27 protein-coding genes are annotated in these 26,406 nt (G+C 37.9%); 21 read left to right on the forward strand and 6 right to left on the reverse strand.

Going from position 1 to position 26,406, the window contains the following annotated elements; translation table 11 throughout:
• Positions 1-71: 71 nt before the first annotated feature.
• The 18 genes from MHI34_RS15180 to MHI34_RS15265 all read left to right on the forward strand — a co-directional run bounded on the left by MHI34_RS15180 (position 72) and on the right by MHI34_RS15265 (position 17,757).
• Positions 72-704: a helix-turn-helix transcriptional regulator gene (locus tag MHI34_RS15180; protein ID WP_036120509.1), complete on the forward strand. Its 633-nt coding sequence runs from the start codon at positions 72-74 to the stop codon at positions 702-704.
• Between the two features lie 17 nt (positions 705-721).
• Positions 722-1,534 (forward strand): pyruvate, water dikinase regulatory protein, encoded by an 813-nt coding sequence (locus tag MHI34_RS15185; protein WP_036120506.1) that lies wholly within the window; start codon positions 722-724, stop codon positions 1,532-1,534.
• A 205-nt stretch (positions 1,535-1,739) separates the two neighbouring features.
• Complete coding sequence (gene dnaG, locus MHI34_RS15190; protein ID WP_080717049.1) at positions 1,740-3,572, forward strand: DNA primase; 1,833 nt, start codon at positions 1,740-1,742, stop codon at positions 3,570-3,572.
• A gap of 32 nt (positions 3,573-3,604) precedes the next feature.
• Positions 3,605-4,732 (forward strand): RNA polymerase sigma factor RpoD, encoded by a 1,128-nt coding sequence (gene rpoD, locus MHI34_RS15195; protein ID WP_342503596.1) that lies wholly within the window; start codon positions 3,605-3,607, stop codon positions 4,730-4,732.
• A 233-nt stretch (positions 4,733-4,965) separates the two neighbouring features.
• A complete protein-coding gene (locus MHI34_RS15200; RefSeq protein WP_036120498.1) occupies positions 4,966-5,532 on the forward strand; it encodes a hypothetical protein in 567 nt (188 codons plus the stop codon).
• A 340-nt stretch (positions 5,533-5,872) separates the two neighbouring features.
• Positions 5,873-6,232, forward strand: a complete 360-nt coding sequence (gene cccA, locus MHI34_RS15205; protein WP_036120495.1) for a cytochrome c550 — start codon at positions 5,873-5,875, stop codon at positions 6,230-6,232.
• Positions 6,233-6,395: 163 nt separating this feature from the next.
• Positions 6,396-7,088, forward strand: a complete 693-nt coding sequence (locus tag MHI34_RS15210) for a tRNA (adenine(22)-N(1))-methyltransferase TrmK (RefSeq protein ID WP_058844762.1) — start codon at positions 6,396-6,398, stop codon at positions 7,086-7,088.
• A gap of 1 nt (position 7,089) precedes the next feature.
• On the forward strand, positions 7,090-8,211 hold the full coding sequence (locus tag MHI34_RS15215; RefSeq protein ID WP_342503597.1) for a Nif3-like dinuclear metal center hexameric protein: 1,122 nt from the start codon (positions 7,090-7,092) through the stop codon (positions 8,209-8,211).
• A gap of 15 nt (positions 8,212-8,226) precedes the next feature.
• Positions 8,227-8,451: a hypothetical protein gene (locus MHI34_RS15220; protein ID WP_342503598.1), complete on the forward strand. Its 225-nt coding sequence runs from the start codon at positions 8,227-8,229 to the stop codon at positions 8,449-8,451.
• A gap of 241 nt (positions 8,452-8,692) precedes the next feature.
• The gene (locus tag MHI34_RS15225) at positions 8,693-9,199 is read left to right on the forward strand and encodes a helix-turn-helix domain-containing protein (RefSeq protein WP_342503599.1); all 507 of its coding nucleotides are present in this window, start codon (positions 8,693-8,695) and stop codon (positions 9,197-9,199) included.
• Positions 9,184-10,038, forward strand: a complete 855-nt coding sequence (locus tag MHI34_RS15230) for an IS3 family transposase (RefSeq protein WP_342504450.1) — start codon at positions 9,184-9,186, stop codon at positions 10,036-10,038. Before MHI34_RS15225 ends, MHI34_RS15230 begins: the two co-directional genes overlap by 16 nt.
• Before the next feature lie 448 nt (positions 10,039-10,486).
• Positions 10,487-10,735 (forward strand): DUF2164 domain-containing protein, encoded by a 249-nt coding sequence (locus tag MHI34_RS15235; RefSeq protein ID WP_036125412.1) that lies wholly within the window; start codon positions 10,487-10,489, stop codon positions 10,733-10,735.
• Between the two features lie 187 nt (positions 10,736-10,922).
• Positions 10,923-11,462 (forward strand): NADPH-dependent FMN reductase, encoded by a 540-nt coding sequence (locus tag MHI34_RS15240; RefSeq protein ID WP_036125410.1) that lies wholly within the window; start codon positions 10,923-10,925, stop codon positions 11,460-11,462.
• 224 nt (positions 11,463-11,686) lie between these two features.
• On the forward strand, positions 11,687-12,232 hold the full coding sequence (locus tag MHI34_RS15245; RefSeq protein ID WP_036125407.1) for an XRE family transcriptional regulator: 546 nt from the start codon (positions 11,687-11,689) through the stop codon (positions 12,230-12,232).
• 24 nt (positions 12,233-12,256) lie between these two features.
• Complete coding sequence (locus tag MHI34_RS15250; protein WP_036125405.1) at positions 12,257-14,299, forward strand: hydantoinase/oxoprolinase family protein; 2,043 nt, start codon at positions 12,257-12,259, stop codon at positions 14,297-14,299.
• Positions 14,299-16,053: a hydantoinase B/oxoprolinase family protein gene (locus MHI34_RS15255; RefSeq protein WP_036125401.1), complete on the forward strand. Its 1,755-nt coding sequence runs from the start codon at positions 14,299-14,301 to the stop codon at positions 16,051-16,053. Before MHI34_RS15250 ends, MHI34_RS15255 begins: the two co-directional genes overlap by 1 nt.
• 2 nt (positions 16,054-16,055) lie before the next feature.
• Positions 16,056-16,373 carry a cupin domain-containing protein gene (locus MHI34_RS15260; RefSeq protein ID WP_036125397.1) on the forward strand — a complete coding sequence of 106 codons (318 nt, stop codon included), beginning with the start codon at positions 16,056-16,058 and terminating at the stop codon, positions 16,371-16,373.
• A gap of 58 nt (positions 16,374-16,431) precedes the next feature.
• Positions 16,432-17,757 (forward strand): cytosine permease, encoded by a 1,326-nt coding sequence (locus MHI34_RS15265; RefSeq protein ID WP_342503600.1) that lies wholly within the window; start codon positions 16,432-16,434, stop codon positions 17,755-17,757.
• A gap of 184 nt (positions 17,758-17,941) precedes the next feature.
• Here MHI34_RS15265 and MHI34_RS15270 read toward each other — a convergent pair whose 3' ends face one another.
• Positions 17,942-18,121 (reverse strand): hypothetical protein, encoded by a 180-nt coding sequence (locus MHI34_RS15270; protein ID WP_036120467.1) that lies wholly within the window; start codon positions 18,119-18,121, stop codon positions 17,942-17,944.
• Between the two features lie 232 nt (positions 18,122-18,353).
• Between MHI34_RS15270 and MHI34_RS15275 the strand changes: the two genes are divergently transcribed.
• The gene (locus MHI34_RS15275) at positions 18,354-18,980 is read left to right on the forward strand and encodes a hypothetical protein (RefSeq protein WP_340809236.1); all 627 of its coding nucleotides are present in this window, start codon (positions 18,354-18,356) and stop codon (positions 18,978-18,980) included.
• 56 nt (positions 18,981-19,036) lie between these two features.
• On the opposite strand, the gene MHI34_RS15280 is transcribed toward MHI34_RS15275, so the two are convergent.
• From MHI34_RS15280 to MHI34_RS15290, 3 genes are all read right to left on the reverse strand, one after another.
• Positions 19,037-19,573 (reverse strand): hypothetical protein, encoded by a 537-nt coding sequence (locus MHI34_RS15280; RefSeq protein ID WP_036120461.1) that lies wholly within the window; start codon positions 19,571-19,573, stop codon positions 19,037-19,039.
• 163 nt (positions 19,574-19,736) lie between these two features.
• Positions 19,737-20,996, reverse strand: coding sequence for a dicarboxylate/amino acid:cation symporter (locus tag MHI34_RS15285; RefSeq protein WP_342503601.1), 1,260 nt, complete (start codon positions 20,994-20,996; stop codon positions 19,737-19,739).
• Positions 20,997-21,261: 265 nt separating this feature from the next.
• Positions 21,262-22,311, reverse strand: a complete 1,050-nt coding sequence (locus MHI34_RS15290) for a TRAP transporter substrate-binding protein (protein ID WP_342503602.1) — start codon at positions 22,309-22,311, stop codon at positions 21,262-21,264.
• Positions 22,312-22,462: 151 nt separating this feature from the next.
• Here MHI34_RS15290 and MHI34_RS15295 point away from each other — a divergent pair, with 151 nt between their 5' ends.
• The gene (locus tag MHI34_RS15295; protein WP_342504470.1) at positions 22,463-24,004 is read left to right on the forward strand and encodes a sensor histidine kinase; all 1,542 of its coding nucleotides are present in this window, start codon (positions 22,463-22,465) and stop codon (positions 24,002-24,004) included.
• Between the two features lie 18 nt (positions 24,005-24,022).
• Positions 24,023-24,724 (forward strand): response regulator, encoded by a 702-nt coding sequence (locus tag MHI34_RS15300; RefSeq protein WP_342503603.1) that lies wholly within the window; start codon positions 24,023-24,025, stop codon positions 24,722-24,724.
• A 47-nt stretch (positions 24,725-24,771) separates the two neighbouring features.
• Here the strand turns inward: MHI34_RS15300 and MHI34_RS15305 are convergent, their stop codons facing one another.
• Positions 24,772-25,740 carry a 4-hydroxy-3-methylbut-2-enyl diphosphate reductase gene (locus MHI34_RS15305; RefSeq protein WP_342503604.1) on the reverse strand — a complete coding sequence of 323 codons (969 nt, stop codon included), beginning with the start codon at positions 25,738-25,740 and terminating at the stop codon, positions 24,772-24,774.
• A gap of 73 nt (positions 25,741-25,813) precedes the next feature.
• Positions 25,814-26,308 carry a VrrA/YqfQ family protein gene (gene vrrA / locus MHI34_RS15310; protein WP_036120445.1) on the reverse strand — a complete coding sequence of 165 codons (495 nt, stop codon included), beginning with the start codon at positions 26,306-26,308 and terminating at the stop codon, positions 25,814-25,816.
• Positions 26,309-26,406 lie beyond the last annotated feature (98 nt).

Consider the following 26,406-nt stretch of genomic DNA (forward strand, 5'->3'; position numbering starts at 1 on the left):
TTAATTCGCAATAATTATTAAAATAGTATATAATAATTGAGCATAAGTATAACACTATTAGATTTGAGGCGGTGAGTCCAATCGAACTCAATAAACGTCAGGAAGACATTTTACAGATTGTGAAAGAAAATGGCCCTATTACCGGGGAACATATTGCGGAACGTCTCAATCTGACACGAGCAACTTTAAGACCAGATTTAGCGATTCTAACGATGGCAGGATTTTTAGATGCGAGACCAAGAGTTGGTTATTTTTATTCAGGTAAAAAAACATCCATTAATTTATTGGATAGTATTCACAATTTAAAAGTGAAAGACTTTCATTCAGGTCCTGTCGTGGTCCCGGAAACAATGACGGTTTATGATGCAATTTGCTTTATGTTTTCAGAAGATGTTGGTACACTCTTTGTCGTAGATAAGAATGAGTTTTTGACAGGCGTACTATCTCGCAAAGATTTACTACGTACAAGTATTGGTACGCAGGATTTAAATAAAATTCCAGTACATATTATTATGACACGTATGCCAAATATTTCGTACTGTGAAAGATCAGATTCATTAGTTGTTGCAGCGAACAAGCTTATTGAACGAGAAGTTGATTCGCTACCAGTAGTTGAACCACAGGAGGGTGGTTTAACCATAGTAGGTCGTCTTACAAAAACAACGATTACACGAGCTTTCTTATCTCTTGCACAAAACGTCTAAATTAGAAGGAGAGCTGCATGAAAAAACTACGCGTATTTGTTGTATCTGATTCTGTCGGCGAAACTGGTGATCAAGTTGCCAAAGCGGTTATTAGCCAGTTCCGACCGGGTTTAGAAAATACTGTGATTCGTCGGTTTCCTCACATTCAGTCCGAGGAGCTAATCCGTAAAATTGTTTTCCTTGCAGCCCAACAACGAGCATTTATCGTCTATACATTAGTTCGTCAAGAAATGCGTAAATTATTACATGATTTATGTGAGCAAGAAAAAATTCAGGCAGTAGATATTTTAGGACCAGCCTTACAAACTATGGCAACCTTTATGGAAGAAAACCCATTAGAAACGCCAGGGATTGTTCATATGTTGGATGATGATTATTTTAAAAAAATTGAAGCCATTGAATTTGCGGTAAAATATGATGATGGCAGAGATCCACGTGGGTTATTACAGGCTGATATCGTACTCGTAGGCGTATCAAGAACATCCAAAACACCACTTTCACAGTATTTAGCCCATAAAAAATATAAGGTGGCAAATGTTCCTTTAGTACCAGAGGTAGAGCCACCGGAAGAGCTTTTACAAATAGATCCGAAAAAATGCTTTGGCTTAATCATTTCACCTGAAAAGTTAAACTTTATCAGAAGAGAAAGATTAATGTCACTCGGATTAAATGATGATGCTATCTATGCACAACATGAACGGATTTTAGATGAGATACAACATTTTGAAAAAATTGTCGGTAAAATAGGTTGTCAAGTTATTGATGTGACTAATAAAGCTGTCGAAGAGACTGCAAATACGATCATTGAACATATTTTTACTCGTAAATAAGATGGAAATTTAAACCACCTCGGTTAGTAGAGGCGGTTTTTTTGAGTGTATTTTGAAAATAGTATAGATAAAAACTAATTTTTGTTTTATAATAATAAAATTGTGGTAAAAATATTTATAAGAGAAAAATCCTAATTTTTTGTCGAGAAATAAAGGAATTTTAAAACGAATAGCGAATTGTGTTTCTAGAACGCAAATATTAAAGATGGTGATGGATTTGGCAGGGAAGATTCCAGAAGAAGTAATTGAACAGATTCGTACACAATCGGATATCGTTGATGTGATTAGTGAATACATGCAGCTGACCAAGCGTGGGCGAAATTGGTTTGGCCTCTGTCCATTTCATGGAGAGCAAACACCGTCTTTTTCTGTATCAACAGACAAGCAAATCTTTCATTGCTTTGGTTGTGGTGCAGGGGGGAATGCTATTACTTTTGTAATGGATATAGAAGGCATTTCTTTTCCTGATGCCGTTGTGAAACTTGGGGAACGTGCTGGCATACACTTAGATGTTGAGCCAAGCTTTCCAGAGGGAACAAAAAAGATATCTAAAGCAGAAGAAAGGATGAAAGAAGCACACGCTTTTGCAGCAGATTTTTTTCATCATCTACTGTTGAATACAGAGGATGGCGAAGAACCTTTAAATTATTTGCTAGAAAGAGGATTTACAAGGGAACTTATAGAATCTAATAACATTGGTTGGTCTCTCCCAAGCTTTGAAGCATTAACAATATTGCTTGAAAGAAAAGGTTATAACTTACAAGAAATTGCGGAAAGTGGCCTCATCATTAAGCGAGAGGGAGAAGAACGCTACTTTGATCGCTTTAGAGGACGTATTATGTTTCCGATTCGAGATGAGAATGGTAAAATTATTGCCTTCTCAGGTCGAATACTTACATCAACTGGTGAAGAAGCGAAATATTTAAATAGTCCAGAATCACCAATATTTCAAAAAAGTGAAGTGCTTTATAACCTAGATAAAGCACGAACTTCTATCAGAAAAAATCGTCAAGTAGTATTGATGGAAGGTTTTATGGATGTTTTAGCGGCCAACTCTGTAGGTGTCATGAATGTGGTTGCGACAATGGGAACTTCGCTAACAAATCAGCATATCACAAAGCTAAAACGCTTAGTAGAGCAAATTACGATTTGCTATGATGGTGATAATGCTGGATTTGATGCAGCGAAACGAGCGGCGCAATTACTGCATACGGAGCGCATGAAAGTCGATATTGCTGTATTGCCAGAAAAATTAGATCCTGATGAATACATTCACTCTTTAGGTGGACAAGCATTTAAGGAACAAATTTTGGAAAATCCTCATGCGTATATTGCTTTTATGATGATGCATGCTAGACGCAATAAGAACTTTCAATTTGAAAATGATACGCTTCAGTATATTCAAGAAGTCCTTGAACAACTAGTAGGGAGATCCTCACCAGTTGAACGAGATTTGTATATACGACAGTTATCAAATGAAACCAATATATCGGAAGAAGCCATTTATGCTCAATTCCGAAAGTTGGAGGCTAATCAGGTACGTTCTGCAAAATCAGAAATGCCTACACAGATGCCTTCAATGCCAGTCACGCAGCAGCAAAAGCCTATGGACGCAGCCGAACGTGCCGAACGTTTATTACTGGCTCATATGCTTCATAATATAGATGTAGTGGACAGGGTATTACGTAGTGAGCAAAAGGAGCCATTTGTACGAGATGCTTATATGGCTGTTTTTGTTCGCTTAGTAGGGTTTTATGAGGAATATGGTCATCCTGATTATCAACGCTTTGTGGAAATTTTGGATGACGCTGAATTACGAAAAATTGTCATGGAAGCAGCTTTAGTTGAGCGAGATCCTGATCAAGCAGAGGCAGAGGTAATGGACTCCATCCGTCAGCTTCAAAAATATAGAATTGAGCAAGAAATTTATCAAAAGATGCATGAGTCAAAGGAAGCGGAGAAGATGCATGAGTATGCACGTGCACTTGAAATCGCCCAACAGATTATTCATTTAAGAAAATCGTTATCGGCGATTTAACCCGATTCGGTTGTTTAGAAGGAGGAAGGTTTATGGCGGACAAGTCAGAACGTTCAAAAGAGATAGAAGTAGAAATTACATTAGATGATGCAAAAAAAATCCTACAAGAAAAAGCGAAAACAGAAGGTGAAATTTCGATGAAAGAAATTTCAGAGAAACTAACACCTTATGAATTGGAAAATGAAGAAATTTTCCATTTTGCTGAGGATCTTGAAAAGCATAAAGACATTCAAATCATTGGAAAAGAAGAATTTGAAGAAGAAAGTCTAATGAAAGAAGAAGCAAATGAAGAAACTTTCGACTTAAACGATTTGAGTGTACCACCAGGTGTTAAAATAAATGACCCTGTACGTATGTATTTAAAAGAAATTGGCCGAGTAGATTTACTATCTGCTGAGCAGGAAATTGCACTTGCAGAGCGTATTGAGCAAGGAGACGAGGAAGCACGTAAACGTTTAGCAGAGGCGAACTTACGTTTAGTTGTATCGATTGCAAAACGTTATGTTGGTCGTGGTATGCTATTCCTTGATTTAATCCAAGAAGGGAATATGGGTCTGATTAAGGCTGTTGAAAAATTCGATTACCGTAAAGGATTTAAATTCTCTACTTACGCTACATGGTGGATTCGTCAGGCAATTACACGCGCGATTGCTGACCAAGCTCGTACGATTCGTATTCCTGTTCATATGGTCGAAACCATTAATAAATTAATACGTGTACAACGTCAACTTTTACAAGATTTGGGTCGTGAGCCTTCTCCAGAAGAAATTGGAGAGGAAATGGATTTAACACCTGAAAAAGTTCGTGAAATTTTAAAAATTGCACAAGAACCAGTATCTCTTGAAACACCAATTGGAGAAGAAGATGATTCACATTTAGGAGACTTTATTGAGGATTCTGAAGCACAATCTCCATCTGACCATGCAGCCTATGAACTGTTAAAAGAGCAATTAGAAGATGTACTAGATACGTTAACAGACCGTGAAGAAAACGTACTTCGTTTACGTTTTGGATTAGATGATGGTCGCACACGTACATTAGAAGAGGTAGGAAAAGTCTTTGGCGTAACTCGTGAGCGTATTCGTCAAATCGAGGCGAAAGCATTAAGAAAATTACGTCATCCTTCTCGCAGTAAACGTTTAAAAGATTTCTTAGAATAAATTTAAATAGATGGAGCTATCCGACTAGTGTGAATATACCTAGTTGGGATAGCTCCTTTTTTATATACTGAAAAGGTAATAAGCCCCGCTACTCGACTTTCTTATTTTCGACAATAATAGATAATTAGAATGAAGGAAATGAAAGATTTGCGACTTTATACAGATGTGTTTTCCAAAATTGTGAGATAAAATTGTAATACAACCATTATTAAGCAATGTTTGGAGCTATCATTATGACAAATCCTCGAAAGAAAATAATCCTTAATGAAATTTTATTTTGGAAGCAAAATAAACTTTTACCAGAGCACTATTGTGACTTTTTAGCAGCTCTTTATACAGAAGGGGCTGATATAGAGGAGTTAGAGCCAGTGCAACATCCTAAACAAGCGATTTTGCCATCAGAAAAAAGAAAAATGGTCCTATTAGTAGTGGGTCTATGTATCGCCATCATGGCTGTTTTGACACTCTATTTTACAATGCAATCTTTGACTTTGATATTAACTGTGGTTGTGGGACTAGGGGCATGCATCTTATTTATTGCTGCATGGCAAATGGCACAAAAAAAACATCTACTGGCGCCTATTTTTCATGTACTGGCAGCCATTCTGCTATTTAGTATGTCTATTCGTATTTGCACTACATATTTTAGTGGAAATAATACGGTTTTGTTTTGTTTGATTGCAGCGAATTGTATAATTTGGCTTTGGTCGGGTATTAAAATGAAACTGCTATATTTCACAGTCTCAGGTGTTTTAGGGTTAGTAGCACTGATTGGATATTATATCATAAATCTATCTTGATACAGCAAATATTATATTGAAATTATTATTACATGAGAATCTGTATGTTGATACAAGACATACAGATTTTTTAATTTTTTGGTATATGTACGTGTGCAAAGGGTATGATAACAACAGAATCGTAATGAAAACAATGGTATGGAAAAGGATAAATATGACCAAATTTTGGGGTTGGCAAGACATATTTTATCCAATAGATACAGAAATGTCGAATTTGTTACAAACAAAGGAAAACTTAGCGAATAGGGCTTTTCGTTTCTTTGTTAATGAAGTACAATATTAGATGTTGACTGATTCTATATTATAATAGAAGTAGACTTAAAATGAGGAGGGGAAACTTATGAAAAACAATCCAGTCGTTCCTTACATCTTAATTCTGGCATTTGGTATTGGTCTTATTTTCTTCATGTCTTTACAAGGTGCAGATAACAAGAAAGAAATTGCTGCTGAACATGAGGGCGGTGGCGAAACTACTGAAACTACAGATGCAAACGATGATGGTGCAGCACTAGTACAATCTTGTATCGGTTGTCACGGTAATGATTTAAGTGGTAGTATGGGTCCAAACCTACATGGCTTAGATGAAGCCCATATCGTTGAAGTTTTAACAAAGGGTATCGAAGGTACTCCAATGCAACCGAACATGAAAACTGAAGAGGAAGCAAAAGCAATCGCTGAATACATTTCTACTTTAGAATAGTATGACTGACAAGTAGCTGTACTGACATAGTACAGCTACTTTTATCTTCAGCTACATAATAAAAATGGGGTTGTCCACAAAAAATGTGGGGCAACTCCATTTGTTTTTTTTCACGACATCATCCATACTATTAATGGACTCTATTGAAGATAGGCGGTATAAAATGAACGCACAAAAACTTTCAAAACGATTAGAAACAGTAGCAAAATTTGTTCCCACAGGAGCTATTATGGCAGATATCGGTAGTGACCATGCCTATCTACCATGCTATTTGATTCATCAGGGAACTGCTTCTCGTGCCATCGCAGGAGAGGTTGTAAAAGGACCCTATGAATCAGCTGTAGGACAAGTACAAAAGGAAGGCTTAACGGAGAAGATTACCGTACGTCTTGCAGATGGATTAGCAGCGATTGAAATGACTGACCATGTGGACACAGTCACAATTGCTGGGATGGGTGGACCTTTGATTGTTTCCATCCTAGATAAGTATCCTGAAAAGCTTCAAGGTGTCACACGTCTTATTTTACAGCCCAATATTCATGCTAAGGTCATTCGTGAGTGGGCGTTAGCACATCAGTGGGCGATTCTGGATGAAGAGATCTTAGAGGAAGATGATAAAATCTATGAAATCCTTGTATTGCAAAGAGGACAAATGAAGCTATCTACAGCAGAGATTTTATTTGGTCCTAAATTAAGCCAACGCAAATCACCAGCATTTATGAAAAAATGGTTACGCGAAAAAGACAACTGGCAACGAGTGCTACAATCCATTGAAGAGGCAGAACAAACACCTGAAATTGAAGAAAAGCGTGCAGAGTTAATGGCTCTGATACATTTAGTGGAAGGAGTTTTGTAAGATGAAAACCGTGAATGGTCAAGAAATCATTCAAGTGTTCGAAGCATGGTCGCCCAAGAAACTTGCTTGCATGGACAATGATCCAATTGGGTTAGCTATAGGGACACTCAATAAACCTGTCCATAGAGTATTGGTGACGTTAGATGTTAATGATGCTGTTGCAAACGAGGCAATAGAAAAGGGCTGTGATCTGATTATCGCGCACCATCCACCAATCTTTAGACGTCTGTCGAATATCCGCACAGATCAACCAGCGGGACGCCTATATGAAAAGCTGATTAAACACGATATCGCTGTTTATGCGGCCCATACAAATCTAGATGTAGCTGAAGGTGGGGTCAATGATCTACTAGCAGATGCCCTACAGCTAAAAAATCGTTCTATATTAGAAGAAACGTATGCCGAAAATCTGTTCAAGCTAGCTGTCTTTATACCAACTGCCAATGCAGAAGTATTACGTGAGGCTCTTGCAAAGGCTGGGGCAGGTCGTATTGGTGACTATGAAGCATGCAGTTATACGACGACTGGAGAAGGACGATTCCGTGCATTAGCAGGAGCAAATCCATTCGTTGGCACTATTGATGAATTACATGTCGAGGAAGAGGTAAAGGTCGAGGTCGTATTTCCTGAATCCATCAAAAACCGCGTGTTAAAGGCGATGCTTACTAGTCATCCTTATGAGGAACCCGCTTATGATGTGATACGTCTTGAGCAGCAAACTAATGTTATGGGGTTGGGGCGAGTAGGATACTTGCCACAAGAAATGACGCTACAACAATTTGCAGAATTTGTAAAGCAGCAGTTAGAAGTTCCAGCAGTTCGTGTGGTTGGTGATTTACAATCGAAGATTAACAGAGTGGCGCTTGTTGGTGGAGACGGCAATAAATATATTTATGCGGCAAAACGCGCTGGAGCAGATGTTTTCTTAACGGGTGATATGTACTTCCATACAGCACAGGACGCACAAGCCATTGATTTGCAAATTGTAGATCCGGGTCATCATGTAGAAAAGGTGATGATTGCAGGGGTAGCCAAAAAAATGGCTGAACTATGTGAGGATAAAAAATACCATGTTGAATTTGTACAATCAACCATCAATACAGAACCATTTTTATTTGTATAAGCGAGGGGAACAAATGTGGCGAATGATAGACCTGAAGGCAATAAGACGGGTAAGTTATGGATTATAATTGGTTTATTCATTGCTGTTTTTGGCATTGGTATGACGGTGATGACAAATACGATCAATGACAAGAAAATAGATGCGATGACACAGCAATGTGAAAATGATGGTGGACAAGCGATTGTATCAAAGGAAAAAAACTTTTTATCCACTAGCTATTCATTTGAATGTAAACAATAAGATGGTGGCTGAATGCTAGTGGAACTAGTATTCAGCCTATGTTGTTGAAAAAAGGTAATGTCAACGGCAGAATAAGCAATTTTGAAAGGCGAGGGGTTGATTTCCATTCCGCCAGCGTCCTTTCCAGGGGGCGTCCGATGAGCCGCTTCACTCACTGCGTTCGCTCCAGGGTCTCCTCTGTGACGCTATGAGCTGCACCCAAAATATTGGACTTAAAAATCTACTATAGGGGGTGCAGTTAGTGATTTCTGATGAACAAAAATTAGCCGCAGTTCTAGCTTACTTTGAAGAAAAAGAAAGTACGTATCAGATTGCCAATCGATTACAGAGGGATCGACAGTACATTCGATTATGGATTGAATTATATCGCTATCATGGCATCGAAGGAATTATTCGTCCTCAAGGGTTCACGAATTACGAAGATTCTTTTAAAATAAAAGTAATTCAACACCTGATAGAGACGGGCGATTCGCTCCTTCAGACTGCTGCGAAGTTTAATATTCCTTCCCGTGAAACCATTCGGAGATGGAAAAAACAATCGATGTCAACGGCTGGTGAGGTGCTCTATCAAGTAGAAAAGGAGCGCCAATCAATGCCAAAAAAACAACCACCTTCGTCCGATTTAAATGGAAAAACAACGGATGAGTTAAAAGCGGAAATTGAGTATTTACGGATGGAAAATGCCTATTTAAAAAAGTTGAAAGCCTTAGTTCAAGAAAAGGATGCCTTCAAATCCAAGAAAAAGTAAGAGCTGTCTATGAGCTAAGGTTGGATTTTCCTCTTCAAGCTCTATTAAAAGTCGCGAAACTTAAGAAAAGTACGTATTATTATCATCTCCAAAAATGGGTAAAACCAGATAAATATCAGGCGATCAAAGAACGAATTCAGACGCTTTTTCATTACCATAAGGGGCGTTATGGCTATCGTCGTATTTGTTTAGCCCTCCGAAATGAAGGGTTTTTCATCAACCATAAAACGGTCCAACGATTGATGCAAGAATTGGGCTTAAAAGGGACGGTACGCCCTAAAAAATACCGTTCGTATAAAGGGACAGTCGGCTATGTCGCAGAGAATGTCATCCAACGTGATTTTGAAGCCACTGCACCCAATCAGAAATGGGTAACCGATGTAACGGAGTTTAAAATAAACGGTCAAAAAATCTATATATCCGCTGTATTAGATTTATTCAATCGAGAAATCGTTGGGTATGAGGTATCAAAATCACCTAATTTTGAGTTAGTTCAACAGTCTTTTAAGAAGGCATTTACGTATACAAAGTTATCGAAAAAGAGTGGCTTAATCGTCCATTCTGATCAAGGATGGTTATATCAAATACCACGTTTTAAAGCGTTATTGGCAACACATGAAATCAAGCAAAGTATGTCACGGAAAGGAAATTGTTTAGATAATGCCGTGATAGAAAGCTTTTTTGGCATTATGAAATCAGAATTTCTATACGCAACAACGTTTAAGAACTACGAAGCATTCAAAAAAGCGTTAGTAGGCTATATCCACTACTACAATCATGAACGGATAAAAATAAAACTCAACGGAAAAAGTCCAGTTGAGTTTCGAAGAGTTTCTTAAAAGTTCAAATTTTTGGGGTCAGTTCACTAAATCCCCTAGGAGTGACGCTGGCTCCACTCCAATCAACCATTCTGCAAAAGATAGCTTCTTATTTTCAATGTGGAGAAGTGATGTGTGACAACACCCCTCCATAAAAGAGGAGTGAATACCTTCACTTGAACCTTTGCTAAATTTATGGAGTGGAGTGGAAGGCTACTTGGCTCCTGTGGGATAGCGAGACAGGCGAGCCTCTAAACGGAGCGGCTCGGCGCTCGCCCACAGGAAAGCAAGTAGCCTGCAACGGAAATCCTTTTTCACCTTTCACATAAATTCTATGGATGGTTTTGTTTGTCAACACTATGGGCTGAATGCTAGTGGAACTAGTATTCAGCCTTTTTAATAGGCAAAGAATCTATAGGTAGTGATAAGATGGAGGAGAAATCAAAGAATAGGAATGGGGAGATTTGACTTGTTTATTCGATTATCAAAAGATCAGCAAGAAATGATACTGGCTGATATTCAACGGTTTTTCTATAATCAGCGTGATGAAGATATTAGTGAATTTGAAGCAGAGCGTGTATTCGATTTTATCAAGGAACATATTGCTCCTCATATTTATAATGCCGCTCTATCCGATGCCAAATATGTAGTGGAAAGACAATATGCCTCTATTGAGGAGGAATTGGAGGCATTGGAGCAACCTATTAAAATGAAATAATCGCCCCTCTAGTTTAAATAATTGACAGAAAATAAAAAATTATGTTAATTTAATTCTGATTATTCTAGGCTGACAAATTAGTGATGAATAAAGGGGTATGTTCCTGACCAAAATGGTTACGAGTGGCGATCGCGTACAATGAACGATGATGGAGTCACAAGAACGGATGAAAAAGAGGAGGCGTCATATGTTAAAAATCGGCATTATTTTAGGAAGTACGCGAGAGGGTCGTGTAAGCCCACAGGTTGGCACATGGGTAAAGGAAGTGGCAGAAAAACGTCGTGATGCGGAATATGAAATAATTGATATCGCTGATTTTAAATTACCGCTTTTAGGGGAGCCGGGCGGAGATGCTTCAGGAGTAGCGGCCTGGTCAGAAAAAGTCGGAGCATGCGACGGCTTTGTCTTTATTGTTGCTGAGTACAATCACTCCATTACAGGTGCATTAAAAAATGCATTAGATTATTTACGAGTGGAATGGAATAATAAAGCTGCTGGAATCGTTTCTTATGGTTCTGTTGGAGGTGCTCGTGCAGCTGAGCATTTACGAGGTATTCTTGGAGAATTACTAGTTGCCGATGTCCGTGTGCATCCAGCACTATCTTTATTTACTGATTTTGAAAATGGCTCTGTCTTTAAACCAAAAGAGGTGCAAGCAGATTCTGTTCATCAAATGTTAGATCAGCTCGTACCGTGGGCAACCGCTTTAAAAACAATTCGATCATAATTTCATGGCAATATGCACGTTCTATGTGCATATTGTTTTTTTGCTTAAATGTGTTAATAAAATAACTCTTCTCCATTCACTAGTACGGTGAATGGAGTTTTTTATTTTTGTGAAAATACTAAAATTAAAAATATTCTTTCAATTCTGAAAATAATATGATACTATTAAAAAAATTATAGTTATACTTCAAAAAATACAGTGTAATCAAAAAAAGAGGTGGCAATTTGGAAGATATTCATCAAACCATAAAAAAAACAAGGATTGATCAAGGCATGACATTAAAGAATTTAAGTGAAAAAACAAACTTATCGATTAGTTTTCTTTCACAAATAGAAAGGGGGTCATCTTCACTGGCTATTACATCTCTAAAAAAAATAGCTGATGCATTTGGAGTTCCGATCACCTACTTTTTTGAGTCCGATTCAAATAATACGTATGTCGTAAAAGAAACTGATCGCAAACCATTTAAATTAGAAGCATCTTCGATAGAATATACGCGACTTAATGGACATTTTAGTGGAAGAAATCTTGAACCATTGCTTGTGAAGCTGGCCCCGGGTCAAATGGACAAAAATCAAGAATCGAGTCATCCAGGGGAAGAGTTTTATTACGTATTAAAGGGTGCTGTCCTATTTAAGGTTGATGGGCAAGAATATTTTCTTAGAGAAGGTGAAACAATTCATTATCCTTCTGAAGTTCCACATTCATGGGAAAATCCTTTGAATGAAGAAAGTATTGTTTTAAGTGTGTTAACGCCAGTGATTTTCTAAAAAAAGGAAGGTTGGGTGGATGGAATGAGAGTCGCAACAGATATTGGGGGTACATTTACAGATTTAGTGTATGTTGATGAACATGGAAACTTCGGCTATGAAAAAAGTAATACAACTCCTCCAAATTTTGAACAAGGAGTCATTGATGTTATTAAGAAAAGTGGAGTGGATCAACAGCATTTAGAAATGTTTATCCATGGCACAACGGTTATTATCAATGCTTTAACTGAGCGTAAAGGAGCAAAGACGGGTCTAATTACAACTAAGGGGTTTAGGGATGTGTTGGAAATTGCTCGTGGAAATCGACCTGATTTATTTAATGTTAAGTATCAAAAACCACAGCCATTTGTAGAACGATATTTACGCAGAGAAGTAACTGAAAGACTTAATTATAAGGGACAAGTATTAGCAGCTCTGGAAATGAATGAACTAGAAGAAATAGTTGAATATTTCAAGAAGGAACAGGTTGAGGCCATTGCAATCTCTTTTTTACACTCCTATGTTAATAACGAGCATGAAAAAGCAGCTGTAGAAAAAATAAAGGAATTGTGGCCAGAAGTTCAGGTAACCGCTTCCAGTGAAATTACACAAGAGTGGCGTGAATATGAACGCACTAATACAGCGGTTTTAAATGCTTATGTACAACCAACTGCAACAACTTATATTGATCGACTTGAGCAAAAATTACAAGATACTATTGATATAGAGCAAAGTTATATTATGCAGTCAAATGGTGGTACCACTAAATTTGATAATGCGAAGCGTTTACCAATTAATATGGTAGAATCAGGCCCAGTTGCTGGTATTTTAGGTGCAGCGGTACTCGGTGAATTACTAGGAGAAAAAAATATTATTGCTTTCGACATTGGTGGAACAACAGCAAAATGTTCATTGATTGAAAATGGCGAAGTAAAAGTTTCTACAGATTACTATATCGAAAAAGATACTCGACGCGCAGGTTATCCAATTAAAACACCAGTTGTTGATATTGTTGAGATTGGTAACGGTGGTGGTTCCATTGCATGGATTGATGGTGCAGGTTCATTAAAAGTAGGGCCGCAGTCAGCGGGTGCTCGACCAGGCCCAGTTGCGTATGGTCAAGGTGGAACAGAGCCGACCACAACGGATGCAAATTTATTAACTGGTAGATTATCACCGAAGAACTTTGATTACGAGGTGAATTTGAACAATGTGAAAAATGCAATTGAAGAAAAAATTGGGAAACATTTTCATATGTCTGCTGAAGAAGCGGCACTTGGAATTATTCGTATCGCCAATTCCAATATGTTAAATGCTCTAAAGTTGATTTCTATTCGTAAAGGTCATAACCCTCAAGACTTTACCTTGATTGCATTTGGTGGGGGAGGTTCGATGCATGCACCTGCTTTAGCATTGGAATTGGGTGTTAAAAAGGTTATTATTCCAATTGCATCACCGGTGTTTTCCGCATGGGGGATGCTCATGACAGATTTACGTCATGATTATATTCAAACATACATTAAACGAATGAATAATCTTGATTTAACAAAAATGAACTCAATATGGGCAAATATTGAACGTCAGGCATTCCAACATTTCCAAGAAGAAGGTATGGACAAAGATAATGTATTTTTCCAACGCTATGCAGATATGCGTTATCTAGGCCAGGAGCATACTGTGAAGGTACCTGTAGAGGGCGGTGAATGGAATCAACGAGTGTTAGATAAAGCGATTGCAGATTTTAATTTATTACATGAAAAGAATTTTACATTTAAACTACCAGAAGCAGAGACAGAAATCGTTAATATTCATGTGACGGCCTTTGGGAAGGTTGGTAAACCTAAATTAAAAACGATTGAGCGCCATACTAGCTTACAAGACGCATTAATAGAACAACGCAATGTTTATTTTGAAAATGATGGCTGGGTGAGAACAAATATATATGATCGTGAGCTATTACCTATTGAAATGAAGATAAGTGGTCCTGCTATTGTGGAAGAAAGAGCTGCAGCTACCGTAATCTATCATAAGCAATCACTCTATATAGATGCTTATGGAAATATTGTTATTGAAAAGGAGGAAGCGTAATGACTGCAATCAATCCGCAAATTGATCCATTTACTTTAGAAATTGTGAAGGATGCACTGCTATCTGCTGGAGATGAAATGTTTGTAGCTTTAGCACGAACTTCAATGAGTCCCATTATTTATGAAGTATTAGATTATGCGAGTGGCTTAACAGATTCAGAAGGTAATTTATTAACTCAGGGTAATGGTGTGACAGGTTTTATCGGCATGCTCACTTTTATGGTAAAAGAAACGTTAAAAAAATATCCAGGAGATAAATTAAAAGAAGGAGATATCATTATAATTAATGATCCTTATCAAGGCGGCGGTTCACACCTTTCAGATGTTGGACTCGTAATGCCAATTTTTTATAAAGGTCAATTAATTGCCTTTTCAGCTAATAAAGCTCATTGGACTGAAGTTGGAGGGAAGGATCCGGGTTCATTTACTAACGATTCTGTTGACATATTTCAAGAGGGACTACAGTTTTCATGTATCAAACTTTATGACGAAGGTAAATTGAATGAAGCACTTGTTGAAATAATACGTTCAAATGTGCGATTCCCAGATCTATCTTTAGGAGATATGTTTGCACAAGTTGCAGCTCTTCGAACAGGAGAAAAACGAGTAAGGGAATTGTGTGATAAATACACATTAGCTACCATATTGGCAGCAATTGAATATCATTTAGATCATGGCGAAGCGATGGCCAAGCAGGAGCTTGCTAGATTACCTAAAGGAGAATTTTACGCAGAAGATTTTATTGATACAGATGGGATTGGTAACGGACCATTTCCAATAAAAGTGAAAGTGACAATATCAGATGATGAATTTATTTGTGATTTTAGGGGAAGTTCTCCTCAAGTACCTGGACCAATGAATTGTTCCTATACAGGTTTAGCATCAGCTGTACGTGCAATCTTCTTAGCTATTACAAATCCAGCGCAGGATGTAAATGATGGTGTGTTTAGACCACTAAAAATAATTGTTGATCCTCAATCAATTATGTCTGCGGAAAGACCAGTACCTGTGTCCAATTATTTTGAAACCTTGCTTGGCAGCTTAGATTTAGTATGGAAAGCCTTGGCACCACATATACCGAGTCGATTAACTGCTGGTCAGTTTTTATCCGTTTGTGCTGTAACGTTAAGTGGTACACATCATGATACAGGAGAGCCATTTTTAATTGTTGAGCCATCAGTAGGTGGATGGGGTGGTGGAAACGATGCTGATGGAGCCTCTGGTCAATTCTGTTTTTCGGATGGTGAGACATATAATGTGCCAATTGAGGTAGCGGAAACTCGCTATGGTGTGTTAATTGATGAATATTGTTTAAGAGAAGATAGAAATGGAGCAGGGGCTGGAGAATACATTGGTGGCAAAGGAGTAATCAGATCCTATAGAGCCATGACGGACAATCAAGCAGTAACAGTGACCTTTGGTAGGAATAAGTTTTTACCATGGGGGATTGACAATGGACATGAAGGTTCGCCGAATGAATTTTATGTAAAAAAAGCGAATGGCCAGGTAGATGGACCATTCGGGGTCTATCCAAGATATAAACTAGATAAAAATGATGTGGTTCAATTAATGACTGGCACGGGTGGAGGCTATGGCAATCCACTTAAACGTCCAGCGGAACAGGTAGCACATGATGTGAAAAATGGCTATTTTTCAAGAAAAGAAGCAGAAGCTATTTTTCATGTTCTTGTAGATGAGTCAGACTACAGCTTTAAAGAAATGCCAGAAAGAAATCGAGTAGTAAAGGGAGAATAGCTATGATTATTAAAGAAGTATCACAGAAAGATATTGTTCAACAGAACCTATTTCAAGACAAATACAACGATAGCCAAATAAAGTTTGGCTTTGTCCAAATAAAACCAGGGGAGCGGTTACCATTAGAAGGGACAACTTCTCATTTAGAAAATGAGTACTCCTTTATTGTAAAAGGTACTTTAACTGGAGAATCCGGTGGAGAAAATTACCGAATTTCACAAGGAGAAGCTTCCTATATTCCTGCTGGAGAACCTCATTGGTGTAAAAATGATAGTGATGAAGTGGTTGAACTTGTCTATGCGCTATTGGATATAAGATAAAGAGATTTAATAGAAAACAAGCTACGAATAAACACATACAGTAAGGGGGTTAAGTAAAATGAAAAATGAAGTCAACACAGAAAAAACATCTATGCTTGGGAAAGATCCTGCATTAACGCCAATACCAGAGAAAGATCGTCAACATTGGATTACACCAACAATGATATTTGGTGGGCTTGAATTTACCATTCCCGTTTTAATGGTAGGAGCAAGTTTATCGGCTAGTTTCGGATTAGGTAAGATTTTTTTAATATTGATCATTGCTTTATTTGTTTTTCAATGGCTTGGTAATGCATTACAAGGATATATCGGTGCAAAAACAGGGCTACCTTCTTCAGTTATTGCCAAAACAAGCTTTGGAACGGTTCAAGCTAAGTTAATAGTTGGATTGACAATATTTATTGTTTCACTTGGCTGGTGGGCATTACAAACGGCTGTTGCTGGAAATGCCATTGCTGCTATGTTTGGGATCGACTATAAACATGACTGGTTAGCTTGGGCAATAGTCACGACAGTGGCAGGTCTTCTTTTTGCTGCACCTTCAATTATTGGCTATGGTTCAATGAAGTGGACAGATTATTTAGCTGTCCCATCGGGTTTATTGTTAATTGTTGGTGGTATTTATTTAGCATTAAAAAATACGGGCTGGCAGACAATTGCATCTTGGAGTCCTGAACCATCGATGACCATAATGGCAGCTATTAGCCTTGTAATTGGTGTCAATGTGTCACAATGGGTAATTGCTTCTGACTACACTCGTTACGCAAAGCCGACTTGGAAAGACAATTTTATTATTCCAAGTGGGATAGTTTTAATTGGATTCCCTCTATTTATTGTAGGAGCCATCATGTCTGTGGGTGTGGGAGATCCTGATATCGTGAATGTTATGATGAATTTAGGTTTTCCAGTTTGGGGTTTCCTCATCTTATGGTTAGCTACTTGGACATCTCAATTGGTTAACAATTACAGTATGGGATTAGCGTTAGCTAATGTTTTAAATGTGACATCAGGTAAGGGGCGTGCGTTACTCACATTTATTGGTACCATAATTGCCATAATCATTGCGTTAATGGGCATTCTAGATTACTTCACAGACTTTCTGTATTTAACAGCTTTGCTTTATCCAGCAATAGCAGGTGTTATGTTTGCTGACTTCTTTTTAATCCGTAAAAGACAATGGGTTGAAATAAAAGGATGGAATTGGATGGCTACCATTGCTGTCGTTGCAGCTGTTATGATTGGGTACTATTTCCAATATGTAAATCCAATGGGTTTACCTGCAGTACTATCTTTATTTGTTTCGATCGTTGTTTATTTAATCGCAATGAAAGTAAAGAAACAAGTGGCCCCTGATCAATTTACAGGAAATAATCTATCGGATTAGGGATTAATCAAAGGATACTGGAGGATCATTTTTGAAGGTAGTTCCATATTAAAATAAAATGCAACTTTACAATGGAAATCGTAACAGGAGTAGAGATTTTTCCTATGAGTTTCAAATTAATAGAACGGCCACTTTCAGTAATACGATCAACATGAAAGTGGCCCTTTGGTTGAGACAGCTACCATTAATGTTTGATTTCTTCAATGACTTTTTCTTTTAAATCATTCTCCATAGAAGATAGTTTTACTGTATTTGTGAGGCGTTCCTTTAATTCTTTATCAGTCATAATGCCACGTTCCTCTAAAATTTGTATAAGTAGATTCAATGTTAGCATATTTTTAATTTCCGCTGCTTTTGTCCCCATATAAAACCCTCCAAAATGATAGAATTACTACCCCTTTAGTGTACTCCTTTTTGAAAAGCGTAACACAGAATGGACAAAAACAAGCAAATTTATTTCGTGTCCCGGAATATGTGGGTAAAAATAAGCAATCCAATGACAAGCTATTCGATGAGATAAATTTGATAGAACAGGACCATGAAAACAGTGAATATTGTTTTGAATGGGGTCATACCTTCGTAACAGGAGGGATTCAATGGTCAAACGGTTTGGGCTTGTTATAGGATTGTTAGTCGTCATCATATCTCTATTGACCCTGTTTGATAAAATAAAAATAGATAATAAATCAGAAACAACAAAAGAGGGACAACCGCTTATTACGAATGAAGAGTTGAGCCTATCTAGATTGAAGGATAAGCTTCTTGAAAAGTATGTTGGCATTGATGTCAAAACGACTGCAGAAAAGGAATTGGTGATCCAGGTTGTAGGCGAAGAAGACTATTTCCAGTCCGTCAAAAAAGATATGGAATCCATTGCAAAAAATGTGATTAAAACCTCCGCATTAAAGGACTATCCGATTGTTTTTGAAAGATGGGAGTTTACTTCATTGCTTGATGACAACAAAATGCTGGGGGCTGATATTAACCTGTTGATGGAAGATTTAATCAAAGGCTTAGAGACTTTTGATGTATACGAATATTTAGTCATTGAAAATCGAACAACCATTACGATTCAAACAACGATAAAGAGTGCCACTCATGAAGATTTACAGTTAGCTATGAGGATGGAACAAGCCATTAAGAAGATTTTACAAACAAATGCATCACCAAATCAGTCCTATGTCATTAACATATTAAATACACAGCGGGAAAAACTAAATTAGCTATCTTAAGTCATGACAAAGGCATCGAGAAATAACGCTCGATGCCTTTGTCATGGCTATGTAGTGAATGCAAAGAGTGCTTGATAAAGGGTTGCTAGGAGTGCAACGAAGTGCATATCGTCTGTTTGGAAAAGCTTAAATAGTATGCCTGTTCGTACTAGTTCGTTTTCAATAGGATTTGCACTGGCAATCTTTTCATCATTGCAATATAAATAAGCTGTAGAGGTAAAATCCTTTTCAAATCGAAAATGTAAATCGTCCATTTTGAATGCATAAGAGGATTCTAATAATTGGACTGTTTTTCGCTGAATCGGTATCGAGCTACCATCAGGCATCCTAATTTGATGGCTGACCCCTTTTGCTAATAGGGTAGATTGTACTTGAAAAAGTGGTGCTCCTGACGTAGTTCGCGTTTCATAACGATACGGTAATGTTTGCTGAGCCGCTACTAGCAGGACGGCATTCAGTATTTTACCAGTAGAGGAACGATCTACTTTTTGAAGCATACATATTGTTTCGTTGTGTTCATTCACGATTGGGATATCCGTAAAGCTTTTAAAAGCTTTTGGGTAGGTAAGTGTAAATGTTGCCATAAAGAAACCTCCAGTCATTATCTATACGAGTAAGCAGTCGAGGAGGTTTCAAGAAAATTTACTTACTAAAGAACAAGCCGAGCAATGTAACATAATCACTTTATTTCCAAACAAAGAGGCTGCTGAAATGGCGAATATTTCGCTTTCAGTAGCCTTTTTGTTGTTATGGCATTGAAGTATGTCCTGCAAGAGCACGTTTTTCTTGCTCCGTATCAAATTCTTTTTCCATTTTTGACACGACCACTGTTGCCACGCCGTTTCCAATTAGATTTGTCACTGCACGTGCCTCTGACATAAAGCGATCTACGCCAATTAATAGGGCAATTCCTTCTACTGGAATCATAGGAAAGGCTGCCAATGTTGCGGCAAGTGTAATAAAGCCAGAGCCTGTTACACCAGCTGCTCCTTTAGAGGTAAGCATTAAGATGGCTAGTAACGTAATTTGATGCCAAACATCTAAATCCACCCCATATGCCTGTGCAATAAAGATAGCAGCCATTGATAAATAAATGGAAGTGCCATCTAAATTAAACGAGTAACCAGTTGGGATAACGAGCCCTACTACTTGCTTAGAACAACCATAGTTTTCAAGTTTACGCATCATGGAAGGTAGTGCAGATTCAGATGAAGATGTCCCAATAACGATAAAAATTTCATCTTTAATGTATTTAATAAATTTAAAAATACTAAAGCCGAAGTAGCGTGTAATTAATCCGATAATCACAACAATAAAAATAAACATTGTAGTATAGACGGATAACATTAAAAATCCTAAATTTCCAAGTGATTTAAGTCCGAAGTTTCCGATTGTATAACTCATGGCACCGAACGCACCAATAGGAGAAATTTTCATTACCATGTTAACAATTTTAAAGAAAATATCTGCTACTTGTTCAAAAAATTTAATAACAGGTTTTGCTGGTTCTCCAATCGCTGCTGCAGCTAGTCCAAATAAAACAGCTGAGAATAAGACAGGTAATAATTCACCATTCGCTAATGCACCTACCACATTTTCAGGGATAATTTGCATGATAAAAGCACCTAAGCCATGTTCTGCAGCCGCCGCATCTGTATATTGTGAAACATCAGCACCGCTGGCAGCTTCTGTATTAAAGCCTTTTCCTGGTTGAACAATATTGACAACAATTAAGCCAATCGCAAGTGCAAATGTTGAGACAATTTCAAAATAAATTAAAGCCTTCCCACCAATTTTCCCAACCTTTTTGACATCCCCCATACTACCAATACCGATGACGACTGTTAAGAAAATAATCGGTGCTATTAACATTTTAATTAGTTTAATAAAGATGTCCGCTAATATTTTTAGCTTTGCCCCGAACTCAGGGAATGTTGCCCCGACAATGATCCCTAGTACAATGGCAATCAACACTTGTACTGTTAAGTTTTTAAAATTTATCCGCATAATAGTTCTCCCCCTACAACATCTATGAATATTGTGTGAACGCTTTCATGTGGTTATCATAGCTGAAATTTTCCGACAATAGTGTTTATGACCGTAATGTTTGTATTGTTCATTTTGTTCATTTTTTAGGGAGGGGAGAGATAAAGCTAGTAATAACAGGGGTTTCAGGCTGTTTTATAGTAGATTTGAGATTATCTAATCTATTATAATACAAAAGAAAAAATCCTTACGGTTAGTAAGGATCTTTCATTAATGAACAAAAGTATTAAGGCGCAACGATTTTTTCAATCTCTGTTAAGATGCGATCATTTTGAATATGGGCTTTATAAAAATCGTAGACAGGCGCAAGCTGCTCTTTAAAGCGCTGTCTTTCTAGTGGACTCATTGTATAAACATCAAAGTCATCTTGCTGTTTAAGCTTCTGCATATCTTTTTCATTCATCAGTGCAGCCTGTTCAAATTGCCAATCTGTTGTTTCTTTCATGGCATCCAACAATTGGTGTTGAATTTTTACAGGCAAGGAATTCCAAAAGGTTTCGTTCATTAACACAGCATAGCCCAAAATACCATGCTGGGTGATGGTCATATGTTTCTGTACTTTGTAAAAACCTTTTGAGTAAATATTCGATGCTGTATTTTCCTGCGCGTCAATCGCATGCTTCTCTAAATCTGTAAAAACCTCGCTAAAGGAAATGGGCATAGGCGTTGCTTTGACCACTTCAAATTGCTTTTCCAATGTTTTACTAGGCATCGTTCGCACACGTAAGCCCTGTAAATCCTTAAATGTATGGATAGGATGATCAGAAGAGGTTAAATGCTTAAAGCCATTGTACCAAAAGCCAAGTCCCTTAATATGAAACGGCTCTAGTTCGTTGACTAATTGTTCACCTATAGAACCCGTCAGAACCTCCTTGACTTCATCATCTGTCTTAAATAAATAAGGTAAATCCAATACCTGCCAATTAGGAACATAAGTGGTCATCTTCGAAAAAGTAGGAATAATCATTTCTACGTCTCCCTTTTGTAAAGCCTGGAACTCATTTTCATCATTGAATAAAGAAGAATTTGAGTAGACATGTACTTTAACTTTCCCATTTGTTTTTTCTTCTACTAGCTCAGCAAATTTATTGGCCGCTTGTCCTTTAGGCGTATTCTCAGCAACTACATGACTCAAATGAATCGTTATTTGTGTGTCTAACCCATTTTGCTCATCATCATAGGGAAGTGGCTTGGCAAAGAGTAATCCTTGCTGAATACTAATGGTAACGATTAAAGAAAAGACAGTAATCATCGTTCCTATAATAAATTTTTTCATTGAATACACCCAATTTATTCGTATTTTCTGATGTTTTTGTTATTCTAACATATGGAGTACGCTAAAATATAGTAGGAGGGAGGCGGTCATCTTGAAATTTCAAAAGTTATCGATGCAGAGAAAAATCATGTCTCTGACGTTTTTTATTCTGATGCTTTCCTTTAGTATTGGTGGTACTTTCTTGTTAGGGTTTGTGATGAATGAACAGAAAACAAAACTAAGTGATCAAGCACTACTAGTGGCCAAAACCGTCTCACAGCTTCCTGAAATAAAAACGTATATTGCTAGCGAAAATAACCTGGAGGCGATTCAACATATTAACCCTGTAGTAGAAGAAATTCGTGATATCAATGGAGCAAAGTATATTGTTGTTCTTGATATGGAACGTCGAAAATATTCTCACCCCAATAGCCAGGAACTTGGTCGAATATCGCAATCGGGTGATTTAAACGCTGCGTTTTCTGAGCATTATTATACGTCGATCGCTCGTGGAGAGCATGGTGATATGGTGCGTGCATTTGTACCGATTATGAATCAAGAAGGTCAACAAATCGGTGTTACGGTAGTGGGGTTCAGTGTACTTACAGTAGTGGAATTACTACAATCAATGGAAACAGAGCTGATGATTACTGTTCTATTATCTTTAATCTTTAGTGTATGGGGTGCACGAACTTTAGGGCTTCATATGAAGAAGCAAATGTTTGGATTAGAGCCTCATGAAATTGCCAAAATGTATGTGGAGCGTACAGAAACATTTAATGCCATGCATGAAGGCATCATTGCCATCGACAATGATTTAACCATCACAATTTTTAATGAAAAAGCTTGTGATATATTAGGTGTTCATGAAAAACCCTCTGTACTAATTGGTCAGAAAATCTTTCATGTCCTGCCCGATACACGACTTCCTGAAATTTTAGAGCTAGATCAGCCATTATTTAATCGTGAGCTATATATTAATAATCACAGTATTATGAGTAACCGAATTCCGATACAGGTTAATGGGGAAACCGTCGGGGCAGTAGCCATGTTTAAAGACCGTACGGAAGTGAAAAAGCTTGCAGAAGAACTAACGGGCGTTCGAGCTTTTGTCCAAGCTCTGCGCGTACAAACGCATGAGCATAAAAATAAACTGCATACGATAGCAGGTCTTTTACAGCTCGGTCATCATGAACAGGCACTCACTTATTTAACGCAAGTGAAGGAAGAACATGATGAAATCACGAATTTTTTAAATGAACGTATAAAAAATGAAAATATTTCTGGGCTATTGCTTAGTAAAATTTCCTATGCTAAAGAACAAGGAATTCGACTTGAGATTGATCGTGAAAGTCGATTAACATCCTTCCCACCTAATTTGGATCATCATGATTTCGTTATTCTATTTGGTAATTTAATCGAGAATGCATTTGATGCATTAAAAGATGTACAGGTAGAGGAGAAAGTGATTCATGTTTCAGTAGATGAAGATGAGGATGTCCTTGCGATTTTAGTAACGGATAACGGTGTTGGCATGACGGAAGAGGTCAAACAGCACATATTTGACAATGGTTATTCTACAAAAGAGAAAAACTACCGTGGAATAGGGTTGTTCCTAATAAAAGAAATCGTTGAAAAAGGACAGGGTGATATTGAAGTCATCAGTGAACCCAACAAAGGGACAAGTTTTTTAATCACCTTTTATTATTCATAATTGGATGGAGGGCAGACAGTGGCACAAATCAAAGTATTATTAATTGAGGATGATCCAATGGTGCGAGAGGTAAATCGTCAATTTATTGAAAAGGTAGAACATTTTCAAGTGATTGGACAGGCATCTAATGGCTTAGAGGGCATTACACAAATTCGCCATCATCAGCCTGATTTAGTCTTTATGGATATTTTTATGCCCGAGCAAGATGGTATTACGAGTTTACGCAAAATACGCGAGCTGGATTTACCAGTGGATGTCATCACTGTAACGGCTGCGAATGATATGGAGACGGTGAAACAGGTACTGCATCTAGGTGTCTTTGATTATATTATGAAGCCATTTTCATTTGAACGAGTCAAAGGGACGCTGGACAATTATTTACGCTTTAAGAAGCAAACACAAACAGAACGAGAGCTTACACAGGGAGAATTGGATCAGTTATTTCATTATCGTGATGAAAAAAATAACATAGAGCCATCACATACATTACAATCAGAGAAAAATCTTCCAAAAGGTTTTAATCGTACAACACTCGAAAAGGTGGTGCACTTTTTACAATCGGTAGATGGTGCATCGGCTGAAGAGGTAGCAAGTGGAATAGGAATTGCCCGTGTAACGGCCAGAAGATATTTGGATTATTTAGAGAAGCAAGAGGAAATTACAATGGATGTCCATTATGGAGGCATTGGTCGCCCTATCAACTATTATTTTAGTAAATAGAGAAAATCCTGATTGTCATCATGGCAACCAGGATTTTTTGCTATTAATTAATAAGGCAATATTTTATCAACAGGTGTTGGCGTTTTAATTTTCGGCAGGATTTTATTTAATGTTACCGTACGCTTAATCTCGTGTGTAGAAGGGTCATTTTCATCAAATTGATCAAGGAAGGAAATAACCTCTTTTACAATCGGTGTTGGCGTAGAAGCACCTGCTGTGACAGCTACAATGTTAATGCCTTTTAACCATTCTATTTTTAGCTCTGAAACGTCAGCAATTCGATAGGATGGTGTTCCTGCAATTTCTACAGAGACTTGTGTTAAACGGTTGGAGTTATTTGATTTAGGATCACCTACAACAATTAGTAAATCCGCTTCTCCTGCTTGCTGAGCAACAGCTTCTTGACGAACCTGTGTAGCTAAACAAATCTCTTTGTGTACCTCTATATGTGGGAACTTTTCTTTTAAACTATCCATTAAATGGGCGACATCCCATTGACTCATTGTCGTTTGATTTGTGACAAGTAATTTATCGTTCGTTAATTGTAACGCATCAATATCAATAGAGGACTGCACTAAGTGGACATGATCCGGAGCAACGCCAATGGCACCCTCTGGCTCGGGATGTCCTTTTTTACCAATGTAAATAATATCATAGCCTTCTGCAGATTTTTCGCGAATTAAATCGTGAGTAACTGTTACATCAGGACATGTAGCATCAATGGACACTAAGCCTTTTCGCTTCGCAATTTCACGAATTTCTGGTGAAACACCGTGTGCTGTGAAAATGACCGTACCTGTTTCAACTTGCTCAATAATTTCTTGGCGGTTTTCACCATCTAACGTGATGATACCATCCTCTTCAAACGCGTCTGTGACATGTTTATTATGCACAATCATCCCTAAGATGTAGATAGGTCTTGGTAATGTTTTATCAAGTGCGGCATTACGTGCGATCACCATCGCATCGACAACACCGTAGCAATAGCCACGTGGATTAATTTTCAATACTTGCATGGTTGTGACTCCTTTCAAGCTTACCTATCTACATTATAACGGACAGGGACGGTGAATACAAAGAAACGTTCATTTACATAGGTGGTTGGAAAATACGTGGTTTGGATGGAAGTGGTTCAGCTGGCGTAAATGATGCACTTTGCCTAGATGATCGTCTACTTCCAGTAGCGGCCTTACTATCACTACCTGCTGCTTCAGCGCCAGCTCCAGCGGAAGGAAGTCCTTGGAATCCTTTATACAATTTTAAAAGAGATGGAATATTTTTCACCATCGGCATGGCTTGTTGGATATAAGGGGTATAGGTTTTAGCCGTATTGAATAAACTGTTGGCTTGCTGTAAAAACGAACCGACTTTCGAAGCTTCTTGCACAGGTGGCATCGGCATTTGCCCTCCAAAGGAACCTATTCCATTAGCCATTGGAAAGCCGCCTGGAATTCGTGGTGGAACAGGGAAGCCTCCAGGCGGAAAAAAGGACTGTGGCGACATCTGTGAAGGTGTTGGCATGGGCATGGGCATTCTCATGCCACCCGGATACATAGGGTATGGATAAGGTTGTCGAAATACCATAATGATCTCCTTTCTACTTGTTTTTCATTGATGACATACCTGACTATAGCTATGATATGCAAAGGCTAATGGTGGGGTGCGATAATTTCTAAGGCGAA

The organism is Lysinibacillus sp. FSL L8-0126 (assembly GCF_038630385.1).
Lineage (GTDB): Bacteria > Bacillota > Bacilli > Bacillales_A > Planococcaceae > Lysinibacillus > Lysinibacillus fusiformis_D.